Genomic DNA, 23,828 nt, shown 5'->3' on the forward strand with positions numbered 1-23,828 from the left:
GTGAGGAGAAGAAATGAGAAACGTCACTGCTCCGAGAGCCTCGGTTGTCGAGATTGGTATGCGGCATCTAGCTTTTTCCGAAGCAGATCGCGGAAAAACTAGCTGGCTCTGGTCCCGAGCAAAATGAGGAGTCGTCTAGCTAGGCAACGAATTCTCGATTGACGGCCTAGAGGGAAGCGCCATATGGCACCTGAGCGTACCTTTCCTTACGAGGCACATCAACGGAGGTGAATATCCCAAGAGCTTTCCTAGATTTGTAGGGAGAGTATGCGCAGTCGCTGCAAATCTTCTTCGATCGCTAATGCCGCTCCAGCGCGTTTGAGCGCGAGGGTCGAATGTCTTTGAGCGGCCGTCGCGAAGCCGGGTGAATCGATTCTTGACAAGGCGGCCAATGCCTTTTGCATTCGGACACCTACTTCGACCATTGCGGCACCATCACGGCCAATAGGCATAAAAAAGTCATCGAACATGTCCTGCACGTTTAGGCCATGCACAAAAACACGCGAGCAATCGTGTTCATCTTGGACCTCGGTTGGGTGTGTGTCGGCAAACGCGGAAAACACGCGGATGCCGCGCCCAATAATATCAATAGCAGTCCCGGGATCATTCACCGCAGGAGAGAGCGCGCGGGATGCGATTTCCGTGAGCACGGATATACCGAAGCGAGGATCTTGTTCGTAGGAACGCCGAACGCCGATAGAAAACGCCGCTCTCACCCCGCCGTCGTCATCCTCATCGACAGCGATCACCGAGGCCAACGGCATGGTGTGTTCCGCGAACGTGCCGGGCACAGCATGCAGATAGATTCGGCTCTCAGGGTTTTCAGATAATCTCGCAAGGGCTGGCATATCGATGTGCTGCACATAGCCGATGTCAACCGGGTAAATATGACGCACAGCCATCGGCAAGACGCCGTTGACAGGGAATGGTTGGCCGCCGAGGTAGGGGCGCTCTTTTCTTTCCGCTATGGCGCGTAGCGTCGCTTCTTCTACGCGATCTGTCGTTTCGCCCAGCCGACCTAGGCGGGCAAGATGATCAATCCAACGCAATAGCGTATAGACAATGACCGCGATCACGCCGATAGTGACGACGAACAAGATCAGGCGACCCTTGTTTCCGTAGGCACCGGTGCTTAGCGCAATGATCCCGACCAAGCTGAAGAGAAAGGATCCTATGAAAGTCGACAAGGCGTTCTGCGTCGTGCTGTCTTCCACCAGCAGCGAGGTCGCTCTCGGTGTCACCGTGTTCGTGGCAGACCCATACGCGGATACCATCGTACTCAACGAGAACGTGGTGACGGCCAACATGCTGGACGCGATGATGCCGAGGATGTTATCCACAGCATCTGCACCGATCTTCGTGGAAAGCGTATCCGGCATATATTGACGAAGCGTCAGCGATGCGAGGGCGGACACGATGCCCAGCACCGAGAATAGGCTGGCTCTGAACCAAATCCGTTTGCTGATTCGACGTAAGACCCACTGCCATTTTGCGTACATTGCGGTTTCTTTGTTGAGTTGTTGGTTGGCTTGGAACCTTCGACGCGACAGGTGGCTCATACGCTATCTTTGCAAACTCCAAGCTGAAAAGCGATGCTGTTATCCTTGACCGCTACTGCGAACCGAAATTCGACGATATTGGATGCTGAACTGGTTAACAATTAATACGCTTTTAGGAATTTCTGCTTTGGATTGGCTTTATGCCTGTGTCGCAGCGATCGTGAGCTACGTCGTGTTGGTTGCGGCGCTGGGCTTCATTATCAAACGCCTGGAGATTTTTGCTGCGAAAACGACAACGCAGGTTGACGATGTTGTCATTGCGGTAATAAAGCGCACGCATCGCTTCACGCTACTGATCGCTGCCATTTTGATTGGCGCGAAGTTTCTGGAGGTAGGGCCAAAGTGGGATGTACGTATCAGCCATCTTTGGTTCCTCGTGATTGGTCTACAGATTGCCATTTGGATCAACCGGGCTGTGAGTGTCTGGACAGCTTCCAGGCTAACAGGGACCGGGCCTGCCGCTCACAATCCCGTTATTACGACCATGATCTCGTGGCTATTGCGGGCGCTGCTATGGGCTGTCCTGTTGTTGGACGTCCTTGCTAACATGGGAGTGAATATTACCGCCTTCGTGGCCAGTCTTGGTGTCGGGGGTATTGCGATCGCGCTGGCTGTGCAAAGTATTCTCAGCGATGTTTTCGCGTCCGCGGCCATCGGTTTGGATAAGCCTTTTGAGATTGGTGATTTCGTCGTGTTCGGAGACGTCGCGGGTAGCGTGGAGCAGATCGGCCTTAAAACCACGCGTATTCGAAGTTTGAGTGGTGAAGAAATTGTCTGTAGCAATACAGAACTTCTTAAAAACATTATCCACAATTATAAGCGCATGGCGGAAAGACGGATCTTGTTCGGATTCGGTGTAACGTACGACGCGACACCTGGGCAGCTTCGGGAAGTACCGAGCATCGTAAAAAGCGCCATTGAATCCGCAGGAAACACCCGATTTGACCGGGCGCACTTCAAGCAGTTTGGTGACAGTTCGTTGGATTTTGAGGCGGTGTATTACGTCACCGACCCGAGTTACAACCTCTATATGGACATTCAGCAAGCGGTGAACCTTGAGTTGATGGAGGAGCTAGGCAAGCGGAATATTGAATTTGCCTTCCCCACACGGACCGTTCATGTGGTTCAGCCAATAGCGGAAGAGGCAATACCAGAAGCAGCTTGAGTGCTGCGCGCAAAGTGATGCCGAGCTCAGAGCACACGTGGCGCACTCAGGCGTGAAGCGGTATTCACGATGGCAAGATGTGTCAATGCTTGTGGGAAATTGCCGGACAAGTGCGCACCTGGAACGTTGTACTGTTCAGAAAGTAGGCCGAGGTCATTGGCAACCGAAAGGACGCGTTCGAATTGGGCGCCTGCCTCGGCCGTTTTTCCTTGGAGATATAAGCAGTCGGCCATCCAGCACGAGCAGGCAAGAAAGGTCCCTTCGTTTGGCCCATCGACAAGCGCTTTGTTGCGTCTAATAAGTCCGTCTTCGGATAACTCGCGTTGAATTACGGATATCGTAGATGCGATTCTGGGGTCATCGGCCGGCAGGAAGTCGACAACGGGTAATAAAAGCAGGCTCGCATCAATGCACTGGCCGCCGTAGTACTGTGTAAAACATCCCAAGCCCGCATTCCATCCGTTTTCGCAAACATCGTCATGGATGGTTTGACGGAGATGCTCAAGTCGTGCAATCGTTTCGTGTCCGTGCGAGTCTGCCTGAGCGCCGCGAAGGACCCGGTCAACGCCGACCCATGCCATAACCTTTGAGTAGGTGTAATGGCGCGGCATACTTCGCGCCTCCCATATGCCGGAGCCTTTTGTTTGCCAGATCGCTTCGATATGTTCAACGAGCTGTCGTTCGATGTCTCGCTCCGCCGTGGACGCCGAGAGCCCCCCTTCGCGTGCTAGATACAGACAATTCAACACCTCACCAACGACGTCCACTTGGTGTTGTGTCGATGCAGCGTTGCCGATTCTGACCGGTAGCGAAGACCGGTAGCCGTCGAGTGCGTCCACCGTCCATTCGTTTAAGTGGCGCGCCCCATCAACGCGGTACATGATCCTTATTTTATCTGGCGCGCCGGCGATAGCGCGAAGCAACCAGGTTTTCCAAGCCTCGGCTTCTACATGAAAGCCAGACGCAATCAAAGCACCCATGGTGAAACTGGCATCGCGCAGCCAGCAATACCGGTAGTCCCAGTTCATGTCGCCACCTGGCATTTCCGGGAGGGACGTCGTGGGTGCAGCGACGAGCCCCCCTGTTTTTTGATGAATCATTGCCTTCAACACGATCAACGAGCGTCTGACTGCCGCAGGCCAATCGCTTTTGGTATTGTCAAATTTGGCGATCCAACCCTGCCAATAGTCCTGAGTTGCTCGCAATGCCGCCTCAGCGTTGATATTTGGCGGAGGGCTCTCGTTGGCTGGTCCATAGCGCAACACGAACGCGAAGCGATCGTCTCTGGAAATGGTGAGATCCGCATACGTGGCGTCGCTATGGCTATGCACCGCTACGGGTGCGTGGAAAGCCACCGTGTTGGGTCCTACTGTGGCAGTTATTCCTAAGCCGCATTCCCGTGCCCAAGGAGAGAGCGCGCCATAGTCAAAACGCAAACGAAGCGTTGAGCGCATCTCCACTGTTCCTCGTAACCCTACGACTATTCGAACGATGGATGAGTAATCGGCTCGAGGGGGCATGAAATCGATGATTCGTACCGTTCCTTCGGCAAGTTCGAAATCCGTTTCGACGATCAGCGTATCCAACTGATACCGTCTATTGATGTTCAAGACTTGCCCGACCGGCCGCAAGCTCCAGTGCCCATTTTCGTTCGACCCTAGAAGTGCTGCAAAGCACGCATCATCATCGAACCTTGGCCAGCAAAGCCAATCGATCGAGCCATTGCGATGCAGCAGTGCAGCTGTTTCGCCATCGCCCAACAACGCATAATCTTCGATGCGAGCGCTCATTGATTATCCTAAGTTCGATTGACGCGAAACAGGGTGAATAGGTATTACTTCTTTCCAAACGCCAAGCGAGCGATGCCGAGAATGCTTACCCCAACCACTGCCAATAGAACGGACTTGTGACGATCAGTGAACATTTCCCAACTGCCCGTTCTTGACTTTGTATCAAAACGCCCGTGTGCGCCATACGGACCGGACACTGACTGGAAAAGATTTGCTGGTGCATTCACTGGGAGCGCCTCTTGACTCAACTGGCCTTTATACCCGGCTGTTGCGAGGTATTTATCGATTAGACCCGGCGCGATGCGATTCGCGAGAATGGCACGCACCGTGGGAAAACCGACCCACACTTCGCGACGTTTATGCGTTGCGGCAAAGAAAATAGCGCGTGCTGGCACTTCCGGTTGATAGATCGGCGCGACGGGCTTCGCCCGTTTGCCCATTTTGTTCTTGGCCCAGTCAAATTGCGGCGTATTGACGGCGGGTAGGTCTACCATCGTCAAATGCACTTTCAACTTGTCGTGAATGATTTCCGAACGCAGAGCGGCGGTAAAACCGCGGATCGCAAATTTAGCGCCGCAATAGATCGATTGCAGGGGTACTGAACGATAACCCAGTGCGGATCCGACGTTGACGATGGTGCCGCGATTACGCTTGCGCATGCGTGACAGAGCAGACATCGTGCCATGCACTTGCCCTAAGTAGGTCACTTGTGTGCCGCGCTCGAACTCTTCCGGGGTTAGCTCGGACACCGGCGCGAAAACCGTGGCCATCGCGACGTTGACCCATACGTCTATCGGACCCAATTCATCCTCGGTGGCACTAGCAGCTCGCTCTACCGCTTTCGCATCGGCCACATCCGTCGGAATGGCGAGTGCGCGGATGCCGTAGCAGCTTTCCAACTCGTCGACTGCTTTGTTAAGTCGGTCTTTATTGCGTGAGAGCAGCGCGAGGTTATAGCCTTGCCGTGCAAATTCCTCGGCGGTTGCTCGACCAACGCCTGCTCCTGCGCCTGTTATCACTGCAACTTTAGCCATGATTCATTCCTGGTTAGACCATCGCGTGGGCTGCGCACATCACATTTTTTCTTTGATACCTTTTCGAATGAGCCACCAGTTCAACGGGTAGGTTGTGGCAAAGCCGATGATCATCGCAATTTGCATCATGAACCAATAAGACCACTGATCCGGCCGCAGATCTGGGAAGCGCCAGGCGCGAAAGCCCATCCATGCGAACATGCCGATCTCGTAAGCAAGTAGGGATAGCGTGTCAATCTTGACGGCCGCGATCAACCCTGCTTTAAGCTTAAGCCCTTGCATCGGCGCGACAGAGAAGTATTGAAATAGAATCCCGAACAAATACGCAGAGAGAAATGCGAAGAGATAGGTGCCACCAAGCGCGGAGCCAAAGATTGTCAGACCGATACCAAAGGCGAACCAGTCGCCGATAAAATCTCCCAGGGCGCAGCCTGCTCCGCAGTGACTGGCGCCGACAAAAGTGGCTTGCCACATTGGCTTTCCTGCCTGCCCATGTGACATGCCGGAGGTGTGTTCATGGTGGTGGTGGTGGGGCGGCGACGATTTTTGGTGCGCGGCAGCCTTGACAGGTTTTTTGGTACGGCCAAACCACGCATAGGCTACGAGGCCGATCGGACCCCAGTAAAGCATTGTCAGTGGCCACACGGCATCCATGATGCCCATCGCTTGCCGCCGCCCGATTTTGAAAATATCGACGAGTGTAACAAGAGCGCAAAAAATGCTTACAGCAATGTAAATAATCGAGATGTGCTCTAGTTCGCTGTTTGCCATATTTTCCGAAGGGGATGTTTTCGCCTGATCTGGACCGAATAGGAGAGCAAACTACATGCCAGGGAGCGAAGATGTACAGTTAAAGCACAACTGCCAGGGACCAGTTCGGAGTTACGCATGCATGTGAAAAATGTATGGCGAATGAAAAATTTCAAGCCATGCATCTAGGGTATCTTCGGGTTTGTGCGGCAAGTGGTGGCTGGCAGAATTGCGCCGTTAAGTGGGGAGGCTTGGGAGGAGCTAACAATACGGCCTTTAGGTCGAAGAGACGCCACCGATTTCGGTGGCGTTTCGCTTTCTGTAATCTGGTGATTCGTCGCAGATGTCGTCTACCTTACGCAACCACGGGATGGGGTGTGCGCCTAGCCGCGCATGGTATGTTTGGCGCATGCGTCGGTACAATTCATTTTTCAAGCAACATAGCGCATTGCAAACATTTCCTCGAGTCATCCGGCCATGCCGAGCGCAGTCAACAGGGGGATCGAAAGGCTCTAAAAGCTCTTTTTTTGCAGGACACTGTCGAATCAAGTAGCAATTGGCAGGGATGGAACAGAAATGCCGCCTGGGATGCTCGGCGGAATTTGAGGATATCTCAGTCTTAGGGATGCATGAAGCGCTCCTCGTACAGTATCTCGAATTGATTCATGGCTGCTTTCCAGTCTTGCGCGGCACGCGTCCAGCCCGCCGTGATGTTGCGCAACACGACCATAGCAGTTTGGTTGCGGCCTCATCGCTCGGGAAGTGGCCGCGCGTGCGAATGATCTTGCGGAGGCCCGCATTCACGGTCTCCAACGCGTTCGTCGTGTAAATCACCTTGCACACCGCCGTCTGGAACGTGAAGAAGGGAGTGACACGTTCCCACCCTCGTCGCCATGCTGCGCCCAAGGCACGCTCGATGAGGGCCTTCTTCAAGGCAGCAGACAGGTCTTCGATGGAACCTGCCGTCATCGGACCTGAAGCCAATTGGTCGATCAGGTCTTTAGGGATTGATGGCAGTTCGCGTGGCGGTGTCTTAGGTTTGCGTGGCATAACGGCTCCATTTCCATAATGGTAGCCTCACACACAACATTTCTGACAGTCCCCTTTCCAATCAATCCACCGGCACAAACCCCGGGCGTGACGGCTCTATACCGCCTTCGTCCGATGTCGCTTCGGCTAGCGCTTCCGCCAGGTCCACTTTTTCCGCGACCGGGGAAGCCGCCACGCCCTTGCTCCCGCCATGCATCCACGCTGCTGGAACCGGAATCAATGCCGTCGCGAACGCGCACAAACATCCGGCGATGACTTCGAGCAAGCGTACTTCCAATAACGGCGTCAACGAGAACCCGAGCGCGGCATACACCAGCGCCACCAGGATCGTGATGAAGAATACCCCGCGCGCATAGGCGTGGAGGATATGATACGCCCACCCGGCCACGCACAGTGCCATCAGCAAGCAATCGAACCACAGCGAGTGCCCGATACACATGATCAGCAGCCCGCTGACCATGACACCCGCAACGGTGCCGCCCAGGCGTTGCAGGCCGCGACGCAGCGCGTCGGTAGGGGAGCGCGTGCCCATGAACACGACGAAGACACTGATCACCGCCCAGCACCAGCGCTCGGGCGATAGTGAGTGACCGACGGCAATCGCCAACACCGCGGCGCCCATGCCCCGTAATGCCGGCGACCAGCATAGCGAGGCCCGCATCTCCTGCCACCGCGCCGCGGACAATGCGCTCGCACCGCGCGCTTCGTTGGTTTGACCAGAGGATGAAGCGCTGCCAGTCGAGGGCAGCGCCGATGCCGCATCGGGCGCTGCGATGGGCCACACCACGCGACAGGTCAGCACCACGACGGCAAGTCCGACCACCGATAACAACAGTGCCAGGCCCGTATGGTTCAAGCTCGGCTGTAGGTAAATGCCGAGGTAATAGGCCACCAAGGCGTTTAATGCGGCGCCCACCGCGCGCGGGCCCCAACCCTGAAGCAGAAGCCCGACAAAGAAGATCGCGAGGAAGCCGATACCGGCGGTCAGGACCGAATGACTCAATAGCGCACCCGCCAGCCAGGACAGGCATACGGTGCCGTATAGCAGGAATAAGGTCTGCCACCACCGCGCTTTGTGGTCATGTCCACCGGCGCCATGACGTGTGCTGTCGCGCAGGAACAAAGGGCAGATCATGCCGAACAAGACGGCCACGCCGGCCATCGGAATCGGCAGCGCGAGTTGATGCAGTGTGGGGACGGTCAAGGCGGCGGTTGCGACGGCAGCGGTGACGCTGACGAGGCCGTAGCGCAAATGGGCGAGTGCGGGTGTGCTGTTCAGTTGGTCGGCGCGTACGTGTCGTAGCGTGCCAATGGCTGCGGCGTTGATCATGATCGATGATTCCAGACCAGGACAGGGCGTCGCTTGTGGCGACGACCTGCCTTTCTGAGGCGTAAGCCCCGGGTGTCGAAGCGCCCCATCGGCGCGCATGGTCGGGATCACCAACCGCGCGCGCCAGCGGAGCATGTCTGTATTTCGCTACGCACGTCATCGACGGCGCGGCGGCGCGCGATTCGCCGGCCACTGCGGATACGCAGAAAAGGCGTGGCGAATCAACACGTCGCGGCCGGCATTGTACGGTCAAGCGCACCGAATGCGCCAGCGTCCCATGATCGGCCGATAAGTCTGATCGTAGCGTGATCAATATTGTTCGGTGCAATCGGCGCGCGAGCAGCGCGGCGGACGGTCCGAATCGAGGGGGAATTACAACGGAAAAGCCGCGCAAGGAGGCTGAACGTCGAAACGCCGCTGAGCAAGGATCACCAGCGGGTAAAACACAGGGGGCGCGCCGTCTAGAAGAAATCCAGAATCAGGCGCGAACCCGATGCGACCTATTCAGATGTGCGCGGACGTGGCGATCGAGTCGACCACGACCGGCGATACGGCCGCCGCTGCGGACACGGCATTGACCGACGCAGCCACTGCGCCCGTTGCTGCTTCCGTCGCCGCGACGATCGTATCGGTGACGCTGGCGGTCGCCGCAGCCAAGCTGTCGGTGACGCCGGCGGCGCTCCACGCTCCCGGAGCCTGCGCGAGCGGCACACGGCGGGGCACGTTCGGGCCGGCCGGCATCGCGCTGTTGCCATACAGTGCGTTCATTTCCGCGTATTGCTTCGCGAAAAGTTTGTCACGCATCCATACATAAAGTTGTTGTCTGAGCATCGTCAATCCCCGGGCGATTGATTGTGAGTCGGAATGGATCATCCGCTTTACATCGGATTGGCCATTGGTCCTATGTCGACAATTGGGTAAACGGCGCGCTTGAGAAGAACTTGAGGATTTTTTTTTAACAAATCGACGTGCGATGAAGATCGGTTATTTTTGCGTGACAAAGGGACACGGGGATGCGCGGAAGAAGCAATTTTGACCGGGTCGACGCAAAAGGAGCAGTCGTAACGCCGTTTTGCGCCTAAAAAAACCGCCGCGATGGGCGGCGGTTAAACGGGGGAATGCTTATGCGCTCAGGCGAATGACGTCGATTAGAACGTCGACCATTGCTCCTGGCTGACCCGCGCCATTGCAGGTGCACCGGCGGGACTGGGGAAGCGCGTCGGCGTCGATGCCGGCCGCGCACGCGGTGCGCCGCGGGCGGGCTTGCGCGGACGTGCCGGCGGCTCGCGATGCGTGCCGCCGTCATGCGTACCAACGGCGTCCATCGAACGTTGACCCGCTTCGACGATAAAGAACGCGACCGCATCGGTCAGTTCACGGCCCTGCTGTTTGAGGGACTCCGACGCCGCGGCCGCTTCTTCGACCAAGGCTGCGTTCTGTTGCGTGACCTGATCCATGACCGAGACCGCTTCATTGACCTGTTCGATGCCACGTCCCTGCTCGCCGGACGCGGCGGCGATGTCGGCCATCAGCACGCTGACGCGGCCGATCGCCTGTTGCACTTCATGCATCGTGCCGCCGGCTTCGCCCACCAGGGACGAGCCCTGCTGGACCTGCACGACCGAGGTCGAGATCAGTTCCTTGATTTCCTTCGCCGCCGACGCCGAACGCTGCGCGAGATTCCGCACTTCGCCGGCCACCACGGCAAAGCCGCGTCCCTCTTCGCCGGCGCGCGCCGCTTCCACGGCCGCATTGAGCGCCAGGATGTTCGTCTGGAACGCGATGCCTTCAATCATGCCGGTGATATCGGCGATTTTGGCGGAGCTGCGCTCGATGTCCTGCATCGTCTGGACCATCCGATCGACGAGATCGCCGCCCTTGGTGGCGATTTCCGATGCCGTGCTGGCAAGCGACGTTGCTTGCTGGGCGTTTTCCGCGTTTTGTTGGACCACGTGCGTCAGCTGATCCATGCTTGCGGCCGTTTCCTCGAGCGAGGCCGCCTGTTCTTCGGTCCGCACGCTCAAGTCGTGATTGCCGGCGGCGATTTCGCGCGTCGCCGTGCCGATCGAGTTGGCGCTGTTGCGGACCCGGCCCACGGTGTCGCGCAGATGATCGTTCATCTCTCCCAAGGCGCGCAGGAGCACACCGGTTTCATCGGTCGAGGTGGCAACGATCGTCGTTGTCAGATCGCCAGCGGCAACCGTTTGAGCAACGCGTACCGCACGATCGATCGGTCGGGTGATAGAGCGCGTGATAAACCAGCAGGCCAGCGTGGCCAGCGCGATGGCTGCCAGGGACAAGGCGATCTGCAGATTACGCTGAATGACGAACTGCGCCTCGTATTCGGCGACACGCTCACGTTGGACTTCGCGAGTATAGGTCGCATAGGCATCGGTGGCACCGACCAGGGCAGCCAGCAGCGGCCGGCACTCGTCGTCGAGCATCGTGACGGCTTCCTCGTGCTTGCCGGCGACGGCGAGACCGACGATCTTCAACGCGACCGGACTATATAGCGCTTCGATGCGATTCATCTCAGCGACCAAGGCCTTAGCTTTATCACTGGTGTCATTGGCTTTGGTGACCATGTCATCCAGTTGCTTCAAGCGCGCCATGACATCGCCCTGCGCTTGCTCGGCGGCTGCGCGTTCGAGCGATACGTCATCCTGCTTCGTGACCAGCACGAGATTGCGTGCGGCGATCGCGCGGCGATCCACCGCCGTGCGGAACTGGCTCGCGACGTCGGCGCGGGCATTGACGCCGTCGACGAATCCCGAGAAGCCGTCCGTCGCCCATCCAAGCGCGCGCAAGGACATCGTGGATACGATCATCACAAGCAAGGCCATCACGCCGAATCCGGCGATCAGCTTGTTTTTTATCGACATGTTGGCAAGTGTCATTGCGCTTCTCGGTGAAAAATCGGCCGTAAATCGCTGCCAGGTGCTGCTCAAAATGTGCGTGAGAGCAGTGATCCGATTGCAGCGTTAATGCGTAGAAGGTAGGCAAGCGGTTTTTTGCGCAATGCAGGAATAATCGCCCGACTATCTTAAGAAATACAAAACTGGCTGACCGAAGTAGCGCAAAGTGCTCTAAGGCAAAGCTTCTTGCCAAGACATCGTTCTGACTTCCCAATAACGACGCCGCGCCCTTCTGCCGGTTGCAACGTGATTAACGACGCAATACGTGGCGAATGAAGGGTAAGCGGCAAATAAAATGCGGGATTAGTAGATTACTTCGCTTTATTCAAACGCGTGTTTATAAAATCATTCAAACGAGTGTTTTAGAAAACCATACAAATTGCAGATTTTCCACGCGCGGAAGGCCGAATCGCGGCTGTCCGTAAGGAAAAGGCTCGGTCTCACCGGTGGCGCGATAACCGCGCCGCAGATAAAAGGCGATTAGTTCTTCGCGGCTATGCACGACGCATAGCCGCATCGTGGCCGCCCCCCATGTCTCGTGTGCATGCCGCTCGGCCTGTTCCAGCAGCCGCTTGCCCAGGCCGCGGGCCTGGCAGTCGGGGGATACGGCGAAGGCGCCGAAATAGGCGGCCGTGCCATTGGCGTTCCGCGCGGTGTTGCAGGTGCCCACTAGCCGCAGTCCTTCCGGCGTTTGCTCGAACGCAAGCAGGACGACGCTATCCGGATTGGTGATCGTGGATAACACCTCTGCGGCATCGGTGCGTTGACCATCGAGAAGATCCGACTCCGTCGTCCATCCCCGTTTTCCGGACTCGCCGCGATAGGCCGATTGCATCAGCGCGACGACGGCGTCGGTGTCGGCGCGCTCGGCGAGACGAAACACCCATTCCTGGTTCATTGCCTACCTCTCCTTTTTGTGTAATGCGCAAATTGTACGCGCAGGGTGCATAACGTTGCCACCTGACGCGCGGCTTGGAGCATAAGGGCCCCGGTCAGTGGTCTCAAAATGGCGGTGTCGCCGGCGTGCCAGGAGCCGCTTCCCTGAGGTGTCCGCGGAAGCGTCGGTAAGACCGCACCAGATAGAAGTGCGGTGTGACCGGGCGTCAGCCTTTCCAGCCGATCAAGCGGTCTCATTGGTGGCTGGAGCAATGGTTTATGGCTATCAAACTCATTAGTACTTCATATTAGGTTTTACGCTGCCGGCTCCGGTAGGGTGCAGGCATTCACACTTGTCAAGAGGAACGATAAAATGAATGCATCCCCCGCACTGAGACGCTTTGTGGCTGCAGCGATATCGATATCGCTTATCGGCGCGGCTCAGGCCGACTCCCTGCCGAGATCGGCATCCGCGCCGGCCCGCCTTACCCGCGACAACGGGGCGCCGGTAGGAGAGAACCGCCATTCCCAGACGGCCGGTCCCGATGGCCCCGTTTTATTGCAGGATGCGAACCTGATTCAAAAGCTGCAACGCTTCGACCGGGAGCGCATTCCAGAACGCGTGGTGCATGCGCGTGGTACCGGTGCGCATGGAGTGTTCGTGGCCACGCGCGATATCTCGGCGCTTACCCGCGCGTCGGTGTTCACGCCGGGGCGGGAAACACCGGTGTTCGTGCGCTTCTCGGCGGTGATTCATAGCAAGGACTCGCCTGAATATCTTCGCGATCCGCGCGGTTTCGCGACGAAGTTCTACACCCGCGAGGGCAATTGGGATCTGGTCGGCAATAATCTGCCGATCTTCTTTATCCGCGATGCGATGCAGTTTCCCGACATGGTGCATTCCTTGAAGCCGGCACCCGATACAAATGTGCAGGATCCGAACCGGTATTTCGATTTCTTTGCGCGGCATCCTGAGTCGACGCATATGCTGACGCAGCTATATAGCGATGCCGGGACGCCCGCATCGTACGGCGCGATGGACGGTGACAGCGTCCATGCCTATAAATTCGTGAACGCAGCGGGTGAAACGCGGTACGTGAAATTCCACTGGAAGAGCATGCAGCGCGCGTCTCCGTTGTCCGCGTCTGCGGCGCGCGCGAAGGATTTCAATTACCTCACGCTCGATCTGCTGGCGAATATCGACGCGCGTCGCTTCCCGCAGTGGCAGCTGCAGATTCAGACGCTGCAGTCGGCGGACTTTGCCGCGCTCGACTTCGACCCCCTCGATGCGACGAAAATCTGGCCCGCCCGCATTGCGCCGTATCTAACGGTGGGCGTCATGACGCTGAACCGAAATCCGGACAATGTCTTCAACGAAACCGAGCAGGCCGCGTTTGCACCGTCCAATCTGGTGCCAGGAATTGAACCGTCCGAGGATCGCCTGTTGCAGGGCCGGCTGTTTTCTTATGCCGATACGCAGTTGCATCGGGTAGGCACGAATGCCTTGCAATTGCCGATCAATCGGCCCGTCGCGCCGGTGGCAGATTACAATATCGATGGTGCGATGAACAGCGGCGGAAACAGCGGTGCAGGCGGTACGGCCCTGTCGGCCGCGCGTCCTGAGTCGATGGCGCCGATGCCATCGCATCGCGTCAATTACGAAGGCGCCGCGGCGCCGGTGACGCGCGCCGATACGCAATATCGTTTGCATCCGTCGCCGCTGCGCGGCACCAGCCAACAAGTGGGAATCGAGAAAACCGCTGACTTTCAGCAAGCAGGCGACTTCTATCGTGCGCTGAGTCGCGCCGAAAAAACCGCGCTCATCGATAATTTAATCGGCGATCTCGGGCAAGTGCGCAGTATGAAGACCAAACAGACCATGGTCGCGTACTTCACTCAAGCCGACGCGGCATTCGGCGCGAGGCTGTCGAAGCGGCTCGGCTTGACCCAAGCGCGTTTCGACGAGACGCCAACGCGCGCCCGCTAGGGTGATCGTGGGGCGCTTGGCTGGTAACATGACAACCGTTACCGTTCCCTCCGCCGCCCCTTGGACCCCATGCCGAAGTCTGATACGTCCGATCCCACCGCGACGCCCGATCTTTTCGATACCGCTGTTCAGCACGACGCGGACATGTCCCTGCCGCCCGCCGCGACTGATGCGATGCGCGTCTCGGCCGCTTCCCCTGCGGCGTCGGTAGAGGTTCGGGCCGACGTCGGGCGCGGCTTACGGCTGCTGCACACGGCGGACTGGCAGATCGGCAAGCCGTACAACAGCTTTCCGGCCGAAGACGCGGTCATGCTGGCGGAAGCGCGTTTCCAAGTGGTCGAACGCATCGCGCAGCAGGCACAGGCAGCGCGCGTCGACGCGGTGCTGGTAGCAGGGGATGTGTTCGACGCGCAAGGGTTGAGCGATCGCACGATCCATCGTCTGTTTCATAGCCTGGCCGCCTTCACCGGGCCTTGGTTTCTATTGCCGGGCAATCACGATGCCGCATTGACGGAGTCGATCTGGTCGCGCGCGCAACGGCTGGGCTGCGTGCCGGATAACGTCCATCTCTGTCTGGCGCCGCGTGTCCATCGGGTCGACGCGCTGCGTCTGGCGATCCTGCCGGCGCCATTGACGCAACGGCACACCCATCACGATTTGACCGAATGGTTCGCGCAAGCCGATACGCCATCCGGATGGTGGCGCATCGGCCTCGCGCACGGGAGTGTCCAGGGCATCCTGGCCGACGATATCGATTCGAGCAATCCGATCGCGCCGAACCGCGCCGATCAGGCGGATCTGGATTATCTGGCTTTGGGTGACTGGCACGGTACGCGCCGCATCGATGCGCGGACCTGGTACAGCGGGACACCGGAGACCGACCGGTTCCGTGCCAACGAGTCCGGCCAGGTGCTATTGCTGACCTGGCCAGCATCGACATCGACGATCGACGGTGCCGCGCAGAACCCCGACGGCACCGACCGCACCGACCGCACCGAGCGACGCCCGCCGCCGACGGTCGAAGTGTTGAGCACCACCCACTATCGCTGGCGAACCGTTGCAGCGACGCTTCACGTCGATAGCGACCTGGAAAAGCTGCAAGAGGACATCGCCACACTGCAGACGCAGGATGTCGTGCAATACAAGGTGGAGGGCGTGGCCGATCTCGCCGGACAACGGCGTCTGCAACAGGCGCTCGATCGGGCGCAAGGGCGAGCGCGGAGTGTCAGCGCGGACATGCGCGGGCTGCGCCTGCAACCGACCCCCGACGATATCGCTGCCCTGCGTGCCGACGGTTATCTCGGCGAGGTGATCGCCACGCTGCAGGACGCGCAGCAGGATAGCGACCCGCAACAGGCCGAATGCGCGCACGATGCCTTGATCCTGCTCGCAGCCCTGCTGCAGCCCGACCCGAGCGCCGAAAGCGGCACCGATACACGCACCGGCGCAACCGGGAAAGCACAGTGATGAAACTGCAACGCATCCGTATCGAGCAGGTCCGACAGTTCCGGCGCGCGCTGGAGTTGCGCGACCTGGACAGTGGCATCAATCTGTTCAGCGGCCCGAACGAGGCGGGTAAGAGCACCGTCGTGGCCGCCATCCGTGCTGCTTTTCTAGAGCGTCATCGATCGAACGGCGTCGAGGATCTGCGGCCGTGGGGCGATAGCGCGGCCGCGCCGGAGATCGATATCGATTTCACGTTGGATGGGCGCCGCTATGCGCTCTCCAAGCGCTTCCTGCAACGGAAGCGCTGCACGCTGAGCATCGGTGCCGCCGACGACGTCCCGGGCGGCGGCCGCACGGCGTCGATCGAAACGTTGGATGGCGCGGCGGCGGAGGACCGGCTTGCCGAGCTGCTCGGCTTCCATTACGCATCGCGTGGCGCGAGTGACGCGCCGCAATGGGGCGTTCCCGGCCTGCTGTGGATACAGCAAGGCAGCGGGCAGGTCTTCCGCGATGCCATCACGTACGCGACCGATCATCTTCGAGGCGTGTTGCACGACAGTCTGGACGCGCTGTCGAGCACGGGCGCCGATGCGATAACCGCACAGGTCGAGGCCGCGCGCAATGCGCTGCTCACGCCTGCGACCGGTGCGCCGCGCGGCGCCTTTGCGGAGGCGAATGCGCAGTATCAGACGCGGGCGGAGCAACGCGACGTACTGTCGCGGCAGATCCTGCAGTATCGGCAGCAAGTGGACGAATTAAGTGCCTTGCGGCGTGCCCATGCGGAAGACAGCGCCGTGCAGCCGTGGCGCGCCTTGCGAACGCAGCAGCGCGACGCCGAGCGGGCATTGGCCGAGATCGATGCGCTGACACAGACGTTGCAGGACGCACAGCGGCAGTGGCGACAATGCGATGCGCAGATTGCGCTATTGCGAGGTCAGCGCGAGGCGTTCGATGCGCAGCAGACAGCGTTCGAGGCACGGCGTGTGGCGGAAGCCGCGGCGACGCAAAAGCGCGCTGACGCCGATGCCGCGTTGGCACAAAGCGCGGCGCGTCGCGAGCAGGCCGAGGCCGCGATGGAGCAGGCGAGTCGCGATGGCGTCTTGCTGCAACACCGCGTGCGGCGGGCGCAATGGCGTCGGCAATTGAACGATGCGCTCGCACTGGCGGAGAAAGCGTCGCGTCAGTTGGCCGATGCCGAGGCAGCGCAGGCGCGCGTGCGCGATCGACAGGCGGCGTTGGCGGCACTGACGCTCGATGACAAGGTGTTGGCAGCGTTGGAGAAACAGCACGATGCGTTGCGAGACCTCCGCGTCAGGCGCGAGGTGGCTGCCACGCGGGTGCGTTTTGCCTTGCATCCGGGCGCGTCGCTGCAACTGGGCGATACGACGCTCCAGGGCGACGGCGAGCGCCTTTTGCTCGAACAGATGACGATCGATATCCCCACGGTCGGGCGTCTCGACATCGTGCCGGGTGGCACCGATCTGGCGGCCTTGGGCCGTGACGAGGCCGCTTTGCGCGCCGAGCACGACGCGCTGCTGGCAACCCATGATCTGGCCGATCTGGACGCCGCACGGCAACGCCGCGACGCGGCGCGCATCGCGCAGGCGGACCTCCAGGCCGCAACGGCGTCGCTTGATGCGCTGGCGCCGAAAGGCGTGGAGGCCCTGCGTGACACGTATCAGACCGCACGCGATCTGGCTGCACGCCTTCAGACGCCGCCCGCCGGGACGACAGGCAGCCCGGATACCGACGCGCCTGTCGAGGCGGCGGTGGACGATGCGGAACTGGAACGCGCCGCCGCCGCGCAGGGACAGGCGCGGCAGCAGCTGGATCGCGCGACGCAACAATGGCATGACGCGCGACTGCAGGCGGCACAGGCGCATGCCGCCTTGGACACCGCGCAGCGTGAACGGGAGCGTGCGCAGGTCGCCTTGGACGCGCCGGACCGCGAAGCTCGCGTGGCGGCGATAGCGCGACAGTTGACCGATACTTTGGCGCAAGCGCAGACCTTGCAGGACAGCATCGCACGGCAGGAGCAAGCGATTGCGCAAGCACGGCCCGATATTCTGCGGCAGGATATCGCGCGTTTTGCACGAAGCGCGGAGCAACACGAACAACAGCACGATGCGCGAGGCAAGGCGCTGTTGAAGTTGGAGGTCTCCCTGGAAGCGGCCGGCGCGCAAGGTCTCGACGAACAGGCGGCGGACGTGGCGCGCGCTTTCGGTGAGGCAGCGCGGCGGCGCGACGATCTCCAGCGTCGCGCCGCCGCGCTCGACTATCTGCTCACGCTATTGCGAGACAAGCAGAAGGCGCTGACCCAGCGCTTGCAGGCGCCATTGCAACGACACCTGCAGCACTATCTGTCCTTGCTGTTTCCCGGCGCCGCGTTGACGCTCGATGCGAAGATGCAGCCGATGACGCTGGTTCGCGAACGATACGATGGCACGGGCCCATCGCGCAGCGACGGCGATGGCGATGTCGGCGGCGGGGGCCGGGTGGAACGGGACGAGCGCGCCGATGTCGACGCGTTGAGCTTCGGCGCACGCGAGCAGCTGGGCATTCTGACGCGTCTCGCCTACGCCGACCTGTTGCGGGAGGCGGGACGTCCGACCTTGTTGATGCTCGACGATGCGCTCGTGCACAGCGACGAGGCGCGCCTCGCGCAGATGAAACGCGCGTTGTTCGATGCCGGCACACGGCATCAGATCCTGCTTTTTACCTGTCATCCGGAACGCTGGCGCGATCTCGGCGTTACGCCTCGGACGCTGGGATAACCAGCACGCCGTCGTTTTGCTTGCGCGGCGCATGCGCCAGTACGCAGTCGTCATTCGCGAGCCGATAGGCATTCTTGCCAGCGGCCTTCGCCTCGTACATCGCCAGATCCGCGCAACTGAGCACGCCTTTGGCCGAGACGGGGCGGGAAGGCCGCCCTGGATAGTAGCTGATGCCGATGCTGGCGCCGACGCCGACTTGCTGGATACCGATATCGAAAGGGCGGTTCAAGGCGACGATCACGCTCGCGGCCACGTGTTGCGCATCGGCGGCCGACAGCGAGTGCTCGCCGAGCACACCGTGCAGCACGAGAACGAATTCGTCGCCGGCCAGCCGCGCCACGATGTCCGTTGTTCGCACCGAGGCTTTCAGACGGTCGGCGACGCGCTTCAGCAAGACGTCGCCGCTCTCATGGCCGTAGAGATCGTTGATGCGTTTGAAGCCGTCGAGGTCGAGGAAGAGCACCGCCATCGGCGCATTGTCGGCCATTGCCTCGCTCAGGTGTGCCATCAGTGACCGGCGATTCGGCAGCAAGGTCAGCGGATCCTGAAAGGCCTGTTCGGTCAGCGACGATTCCAGGCGCTTGCGCTCGGTGACGTCGTAGCTGACCACGTAGAAACCGTTGACCTCCCCGTTTTGCCGATGCGGAATATAGGTCGCGCTCCAGATGCGGCCCGACGCATCGTCATAGACGACATTGTCGTTGACCACGCGCTCGCCGGCCAAGGCGCGCTCGAACAAGGGCGCGAGTCGCGCCATGCGCTCCGGTCCGACGACGTCGGCGACGCGGCGTCCGTGCAAGTCCGCGGCATCGCAGTGGAAGACGTCGCCATACGTCGCGTTGGTGAAACGGTAGCGCAGATCCCGATCGATATCGCCGATCAGAACCGGCAGGTTGTCGGTGATCGTTTGCAGTGTTTCCCGGCTGGATCGCAATGCTTCCTCGATGCGCCGCCGCGCCGCGATGGTGCGGTCCCGTTCTTCCACGACCTGCGCGAGATCCGTATTGACGGCCTGCAGTTCCGCCGTGCGCCGTACCACGCGCGCCTCCAGATCCGCGCGTAAATCCGCCAACGCCTCGTCGCTGCGCTTGCGTTCCGAGATGTCCTCGATGACGGCGATATAGTGCAAGGGCTGCCGGTCGGGAGTCCGCGCCAGCGCCACCGTCACATTGACCCAGAGATAATCGCCGTCGCGCCGACGATAGCGGCGCTCCCGCGTGTAGGACGAAAATTCGCCGCTGCCTATCCTGACGATGTCCCGCTCGGTCCGCGCCCTTTCACTGGGGTCGATGATGCGGCTGTAGTGCCAGCCTTTCAACTCCGCCGCCGTATAGCCCAGCATCGTGGCGAAGCGCTGATTCGAGCGCTGCAATCGGCCGTCCATGCCCATGACGACCATCCCCACGGCCGCCTGTTCGAAAGTGGCTTCCAGCGCGGCGATCGATTCCTCCAGTGCCCGGCGATCGTCACGGTGCATGCGCTGCGACATCGCGGCGGCTTCCCGTTGCAGCAGTTCCCGTCGGACGATGGCGGCGAGATCGCGTAGCGCGTCTTCCTGCGCTGGCGTCAACTGACGGACTTGGGTATCGATGACACAAAGCGTGCCCAAGGCATGGCCCTGCGACGAGCGTAGCGGCATGCCCGCGTAGAAGCGGATGTGCGGATTCTCGGTGACGAGCGGATTATTGCGGAAGCGCGGGTCGTTTTCCGCATCGGTGACGATGAAGAGGTCGGTGCCGAGCATCGCGTGCGGACAGAATGCGATGTCGCGCGGCGTCTGCTGTGCCTCTAGACCGACGCGCGATTTGAACCACTGCCGGTCGTGGTCGACTAACGACACCAGCGCAATGGGTACGCCCGCGATGATCGACGCCAGACGCGTCACACGATCGAAGGTTTCCTCGGGGGGCGTGTCCAGCAGATTCAGGCGTTGTAGCAGCGCGACGCGGGCCTCGTCGTCAGGCAAGGCCGGCGCACGCGTGGCGTAGGCGGAAACGGGCATCGCAGGTCTGCCTCTGAAGGAGGTTGTTTCCCAGTTTATCCCGAAATACGCCGTGCGCCGGATTTACGCCGTTCGGCCTTGCGGCAAGGTTACAAGAAAGGGCGCCTCGAGGTCCTCTTCGTTCAGATTCAGGCCTTCTCCAACCCGGTCGACGACAATGAAATCCGTCGTGCCCGGTAGTGCCAGCAAGGGGTGATGCCAGACGCCCTTCGCGTAATTGACGCCTTGCCAGCCATTGCTGACAAAGGCGCGGATCTGCGTCGGATCCAATGTCCCGGCCGGCGCCACGACGACGAGATAGCGTGCTTCCGTCAGGGGAATGAAAGCCTGGCTGCCCAGCGGATGGCGCTCCATCATCTTGATTTCGAACGGCAGCGTGCGCGGCTGGCCTCGAAACAGATTGATGGCGGTCCGGCCACCGCCGTCCTCGACATCGACTTTCGCCAGATCGTGAAAGCGGATCGTGGTTCCAAGATTGATCGGAATCTGCCGCGCGCCTTCCAGCTCGATGACGTCGCCAAAGGGGGCGAAGGCATCACGCGTCAGCGGGTGTACTTCAAGCGTTTTCATGAGGTGAGACCGTCTTACAAAAACATAAAAATGGACAAAGCGTGTTGCACGCCGATGATCAGGCCGCCGTGTAAGGCCGCACTGTCCAGCCGGCTTCGATGATGCGCGCTCTGACCGCGCGTGCCATCGCCAGCGCGCCGGGCGTGTCGCCGTGGATACAGACGGAGTCCGCGGCAACCGGCAGGACCTTACCGGATTCGGTGATGATGCCACCGGCTTCGAGCATCGCGACCGCGCGGCGGGCGCCTTCCTCGGCGTCGTGGATCACCGACCCTTCGCGACTGCGCGGCATCAGTTTGCCGTCGTCCAAATACGCGCGATCGGCGTAAAGCTCGCGCAGAATCGGCGAGCCGGCGGCGGTCACGGCATCTTCCAGCAAGGTGCAGGACATCACCGAAATGCGCAGCTCCGGATTGATACGGCGGACCGTCTGGACGAAGGCCTCCGCCATCTCCGGATCATTGGCGATGACGTGACCCACGGCGCCATGCGTTTTCACATGGGTCATGCGATAACCGACGGACTTCGCGATCGCATCGCAGGCGCCGATCTGGTAGGCGATCATCTCCATCGTTTCCGCTTTCGTGAACGGCATATTGCGCCGCCCGAAACCGAGCAAATCCGGGTAGCCCGGGTGTGCGCCGATCGCGACGCCCTTGGTTTTTGCCAGGCGGCACATGGCCGTCATGATCGACGGGTCACCGGCATGGTAGCCGCAGGCGAGGTTGGCGGTGGTCGCGATGTCGAGCATGGCCTCGTCGTCGCCGACACGATAGATGCCAAACCCTTCGCCCATATCGGAATTGATATCGATCTGCTTCATCACGCGTTGTCCTTCGGTAAATGCCGGAAAACTCACACTGTAGACTTTTTTTTGATCAGTCAAATTACGTTTTCTGATAGAAACGCCTGATCAATTCCTTCTCGGGTGCCGGCGCGCAGACGATCGCGGGCCAGGTCACCGCTGCGTCGCGTTGACGCGGACCTTGCCACGGCATTGTCGGCGCATCTGCCGTTTTGGTAGATCGCAGCAGAGTGCTGCGCACTCGCTGCCGATAAAGCAATTTTAGGCGATTTTAACTGCATTAAAAATTTGACAATCGTTGTCGCGGGAATATTGGACACATATCGTCTTACACGGACCTTCCGAATGGCGCACCGATCAGACGTCGCGCCGCAACGTCGTTCGGAAGGTCTGGCAGCACCGCGCCGCGCCGCTGAAACGTCGGAACGGCGGCGTGGTGCGCCTTGCGCCCCTGTGGGCGCTCCCCTCGCCGTTGGCTCATCAATTTTGGTCTGGAGTATGGAATGGAAGCACGGGATTGGATGGATCGTAGTCAGTCGACGAATGTGGCGACGCGCCACGCAGGCATGAAACAACGGGCGCGTAAGACCTTGATCGCCGCGCTGATGGCGACCGTGGGTGCGACGATGCTGCCCCTGGCCGCGCACGCGCAAAGTACCGAAACCGTGAAGATCGGGTACAACGGGCCGTTGACGGGGCCGCTGGCCAACTACGGCAAGGATCAGGAGCAGGGCGCGCAGTTGGCGCTCGACGAAGCGAATGCGCAACATCTGGTCATCGGCGGTAAGACGATCAAGTTCGAATTGCTGGCGCAGGACGATCAAGGCGATCCGCGGGTTGCCGTGCAAGGGGCGAATCGCCTGGTGGACCAGAAGGTCGTCGCTGTCGTGGGCCACTACGGTTCGGGGCCGACGATCGCTGCATCGTCCTACTACGATAAGGCCGGCATTCCGGAAATCGTGCCGTCGGCATCCAATCCCGGCATCTCGAAGCACGGTTATAAACTGCTCTATCGTCCATACGGCACCGATAACACCGTGGCAACGGCAGCGTCCGATTACGCGGTGAAGGAATTGCATCTGAAGCGCATCACCGTCGTCGATGACCGTACCGCCTACGGTCAAGGCCTCGCGGACGAGTTCGAGAAGGCGGTCAAGGCCGATGGCGGCACGATGGTCGCGCATGAATATATCGGCGACCAGGATGTCGACTTCCGCGCCGTCTTGACGTCGATGAAAGGCAAGCGTGCCGATTTGATCTTCTTCGCGGGTCTGGCGCCGCAGGGCTCGATGTTCGTCAAGCAAGCCCGCCAATTGGGGTATAAGGGCACGTTGATGGCAGGCGCAAGCTTTGCCAATGCGAAGTTCCTCGGTCTGGCCGGCGATGCCGCCGAAGGCATGTATGCCTTCGAACAAGGGGCGCAGCTCAATAAAACGCCGGAAGGGCAAAAGTTCCTGGCGGCCTTCCGCGCGAAGTACAACGGTGACTCGGTGGGCTATGCCGTATTCGCTTATCAATCGACATGGGTTGCGATCGAAGGGATGAAGGCGGCGAACTCGACGGATCCGAAGGTATTCGGACCGGCCATCGCGAAACTCTCCTTCGATAGCGTCCTGGGCCACATCACGTTCAATCAGTACGGTGACTTGCAGCACGCGAAGACCACGCTGTACAAGGTCGAAGGCGGCAAGTGGGTCGCGGTGAAGACCGTCACCTCGGAAGAGTGATCGTCGCGGTGACGCGTGCAATGCGCGTCACCGCTGCCCCTTGCCGAC

Annotated in this window: 16 protein-coding genes and 1 pseudogene; 5 read left to right on the top strand and 12 right to left on the bottom strand. The window is 60.1% G+C overall.

Features of this window, described 5'->3' with window-relative positions:
- Nucleotides 1-248 precede the first annotated feature (248 nt).
- Nucleotides 249-1,559: a DUF2254 domain-containing protein gene (locus ABEG21_RS21735; RefSeq protein WP_347558645.1), complete on the bottom strand. Its 1,311-nt coding sequence runs from the start codon at nucleotides 1,557-1,559 to the stop codon at nucleotides 249-251.
- 82 nt (nucleotides 1,560-1,641) lie between these two features.
- Here ABEG21_RS21735 and ABEG21_RS21740 point away from each other — a divergent pair, with 82 nt between their 5' ends.
- Nucleotides 1,642-2,724, top strand: coding sequence for a mechanosensitive ion channel family protein (locus tag ABEG21_RS21740; RefSeq protein ID WP_347558646.1), 1,083 nt, complete (start codon nucleotides 1,642-1,644; stop codon nucleotides 2,722-2,724).
- Nucleotides 2,725-2,750: 26 nt separating this feature from the next.
- Here ABEG21_RS21740 and ABEG21_RS21745 read toward each other — a convergent pair whose 3' ends face one another.
- From ABEG21_RS21745 to ABEG21_RS21780, 8 genes and pseudogenes are all read right to left on the bottom strand, one after another.
- Nucleotides 2,751-4,514 carry a glycoside hydrolase family 15 protein gene (locus ABEG21_RS21745; RefSeq protein WP_347558647.1) on the bottom strand — a complete coding sequence of 588 codons (1,764 nt, stop codon included), beginning with the start codon at nucleotides 4,512-4,514 and terminating at the stop codon, nucleotides 2,751-2,753.
- 44 nt (nucleotides 4,515-4,558) lie between these two features.
- The gene (locus tag ABEG21_RS21750) at nucleotides 4,559-5,548 is read right to left on the bottom strand and encodes an SDR family oxidoreductase (protein WP_347558648.1); all 990 of its coding nucleotides are present in this window, start codon (nucleotides 5,546-5,548) and stop codon (nucleotides 4,559-4,561) included.
- A 39-nt stretch (nucleotides 5,549-5,587) separates the two neighbouring features.
- Nucleotides 5,588-6,319: a DUF4396 domain-containing protein gene (locus ABEG21_RS21755; RefSeq protein WP_347558649.1), complete on the bottom strand. Its 732-nt coding sequence runs from the start codon at nucleotides 6,317-6,319 to the stop codon at nucleotides 5,588-5,590.
- Nucleotides 6,320-6,917: 598 nt separating this feature from the next.
- Nucleotides 6,918-7,204 (bottom strand): annotated as a pseudogene (locus ABEG21_RS21760) (transposase); the annotation flags it as partial.
- A 205-nt stretch (nucleotides 7,205-7,409) separates the two neighbouring features.
- On the bottom strand, nucleotides 7,410-8,678 hold the full coding sequence (locus ABEG21_RS21765; protein ID WP_347558650.1) for an FUSC family protein: 1,269 nt from the start codon (nucleotides 8,676-8,678) through the stop codon (nucleotides 7,410-7,412).
- Between the two features lie 504 nt (nucleotides 8,679-9,182).
- Nucleotides 9,183-9,446, bottom strand: a complete 264-nt coding sequence (locus tag ABEG21_RS21770) for a hypothetical protein (protein WP_347558651.1) — start codon at nucleotides 9,444-9,446, stop codon at nucleotides 9,183-9,185.
- A 380-nt stretch (nucleotides 9,447-9,826) separates the two neighbouring features.
- Nucleotides 9,827-11,575 (bottom strand): methyl-accepting chemotaxis protein, encoded by a 1,749-nt coding sequence (locus ABEG21_RS21775; protein WP_347558652.1) that lies wholly within the window; start codon nucleotides 11,573-11,575, stop codon nucleotides 9,827-9,829.
- A 367-nt stretch (nucleotides 11,576-11,942) separates the two neighbouring features.
- Nucleotides 11,943-12,491: a GNAT family N-acetyltransferase gene (locus tag ABEG21_RS21780; RefSeq protein ID WP_347558653.1), complete on the bottom strand. Its 549-nt coding sequence runs from the start codon at nucleotides 12,489-12,491 to the stop codon at nucleotides 11,943-11,945.
- Between the two features lie 351 nt (nucleotides 12,492-12,842).
- Here ABEG21_RS21780 and ABEG21_RS21785 point away from each other — a divergent pair, with 351 nt between their 5' ends.
- The 3 genes from ABEG21_RS21785 (at nucleotide 12,843) to ABEG21_RS21795 (ending at nucleotide 18,676) form a co-directional block, all read left to right on the top strand.
- Nucleotides 12,843-14,456 (top strand): catalase, encoded by a 1,614-nt coding sequence (locus ABEG21_RS21785; protein WP_347558654.1) that lies wholly within the window; start codon nucleotides 12,843-12,845, stop codon nucleotides 14,454-14,456.
- 69 nt (nucleotides 14,457-14,525) lie between these two features.
- Entirely contained in the window at nucleotides 14,526-15,923 is a 1,398-nt protein-coding gene (locus ABEG21_RS21790; protein ID WP_347558655.1) for a DNA repair exonuclease, read from the top strand.
- Nucleotides 15,923-18,676 carry an AAA family ATPase gene (locus tag ABEG21_RS21795; protein ID WP_347558656.1) on the top strand — a complete coding sequence of 918 codons (2,754 nt, stop codon included), beginning with the start codon at nucleotides 15,923-15,925 and terminating at the stop codon, nucleotides 18,674-18,676. The genes ABEG21_RS21790 and ABEG21_RS21795 overlap by 1 nt, the downstream gene beginning before the upstream one ends.
- Here the strand turns inward: ABEG21_RS21795 and ABEG21_RS21800 are convergent.
- From ABEG21_RS21800 to ABEG21_RS21810, 3 genes are all read right to left on the bottom strand, one after another.
- On the bottom strand, nucleotides 18,654-20,678 hold the full coding sequence (locus ABEG21_RS21800) for a diguanylate cyclase (protein ID WP_347558657.1): 2,025 nt from the start codon (nucleotides 20,676-20,678) through the stop codon (nucleotides 18,654-18,656). The genes ABEG21_RS21795 and ABEG21_RS21800 overlap by 23 nt on opposite strands.
- A gap of 63 nt (nucleotides 20,679-20,741) precedes the next feature.
- On the bottom strand, nucleotides 20,742-21,248 hold the full coding sequence (locus ABEG21_RS21805; RefSeq protein WP_347558658.1) for an ureidoglycolate lyase: 507 nt from the start codon (nucleotides 21,246-21,248) through the stop codon (nucleotides 20,742-20,744).
- A 58-nt stretch (nucleotides 21,249-21,306) separates the two neighbouring features.
- Complete coding sequence (locus ABEG21_RS21810) at nucleotides 21,307-22,071, bottom strand: 5-oxoprolinase subunit PxpA (protein WP_347558659.1); 765 nt, start codon at nucleotides 22,069-22,071, stop codon at nucleotides 21,307-21,309.
- Between the two features lie 485 nt (nucleotides 22,072-22,556).
- Between ABEG21_RS21810 and ABEG21_RS21815 the strand changes: the two genes are divergently transcribed.
- The gene (locus ABEG21_RS21815; RefSeq protein WP_347558660.1) at nucleotides 22,557-23,780 is read left to right on the top strand and encodes a branched-chain amino acid ABC transporter substrate-binding protein; all 1,224 of its coding nucleotides are present in this window, start codon (nucleotides 22,557-22,559) and stop codon (nucleotides 23,778-23,780) included.
- Nucleotides 23,781-23,828 lie beyond the last annotated feature (48 nt).

The sequence above is a fragment of the Robbsia sp. KACC 23696 genome, from assembly GCF_039852015.1.
In the GTDB taxonomy this organism is placed as follows: domain Bacteria; phylum Pseudomonadota; class Gammaproteobacteria; order Burkholderiales; family Burkholderiaceae; genus Robbsia.

Bases quoted from the DNA above. Each gene is read 5' to 3' on its own strand.
- ABEG21_RS21735 (WP_347558645.1), bottom strand. From the start codon at position 1,559: ATGAGCCACCTGTCGCGTCGAAGGTTCCAAGCCAACCAACAACTCAAC.
- ABEG21_RS21740 (WP_347558646.1), top strand. From the start codon at position 1,642: ATGCTGAACTGGTTAACAATTAATACGCTTTTAGGAATTTCTGCTTTG.
- ABEG21_RS21745 (WP_347558647.1), bottom strand. From the start codon at position 4,514: ATGAGCGCTCGCATCGAAGATTATGCGTTGTTGGGCGATGGCGAAACA.
- ABEG21_RS21750 (WP_347558648.1), bottom strand. From the start codon at position 5,548: ATGGCTAAAGTTGCAGTGATAACAGGCGCAGGAGCAGGCGTTGGTCGA.
- ABEG21_RS21755 (WP_347558649.1), bottom strand. From the start codon at position 6,319: ATGGCAAACAGCGAACTAGAGCACATCTCGATTATTTACATTGCTGTA.
- ABEG21_RS21765 (WP_347558650.1), bottom strand. From the start codon at position 8,678: ATGATCAACGCCGCAGCCATTGGCACGCTACGACACGTACGCGCCGAC.
- ABEG21_RS21770 (WP_347558651.1), bottom strand. From the start codon at position 9,446: ATGAACGCACTGTATGGCAACAGCGCGATGCCGGCCGGCCCGAACGTG.
- ABEG21_RS21775 (WP_347558652.1), bottom strand. From the start codon at position 11,575: ATGACACTTGCCAACATGTCGATAAAAAACAAGCTGATCGCCGGATTC.
- ABEG21_RS21780 (WP_347558653.1), bottom strand. From the start codon at position 12,491: ATGAACCAGGAATGGGTGTTTCGTCTCGCCGAGCGCGCCGACACCGAC.
- ABEG21_RS21785 (WP_347558654.1), top strand. From the start codon at position 12,843: ATGAATGCATCCCCCGCACTGAGACGCTTTGTGGCTGCAGCGATATCG.
- ABEG21_RS21790 (WP_347558655.1), top strand. From the start codon at position 14,526: ATGCCGAAGTCTGATACGTCCGATCCCACCGCGACGCCCGATCTTTTC.
- ABEG21_RS21795 (WP_347558656.1), top strand. From the start codon at position 15,923: ATGAAACTGCAACGCATCCGTATCGAGCAGGTCCGACAGTTCCGGCGC.
- ABEG21_RS21800 (WP_347558657.1), bottom strand. From the start codon at position 20,678: ATGCCCGTTTCCGCCTACGCCACGCGTGCGCCGGCCTTGCCTGACGAC.
- ABEG21_RS21805 (WP_347558658.1), bottom strand. From the start codon at position 21,248: ATGAAAACGCTTGAAGTACACCCGCTGACGCGTGATGCCTTCGCCCCC.
- ABEG21_RS21810 (WP_347558659.1), bottom strand. From the start codon at position 22,071: ATGAAGCAGATCGATATCAATTCCGATATGGGCGAAGGGTTTGGCATC.
- ABEG21_RS21815 (WP_347558660.1), top strand. From the start codon at position 22,557: ATGGAAGCACGGGATTGGATGGATCGTAGTCAGTCGACGAATGTGGCG.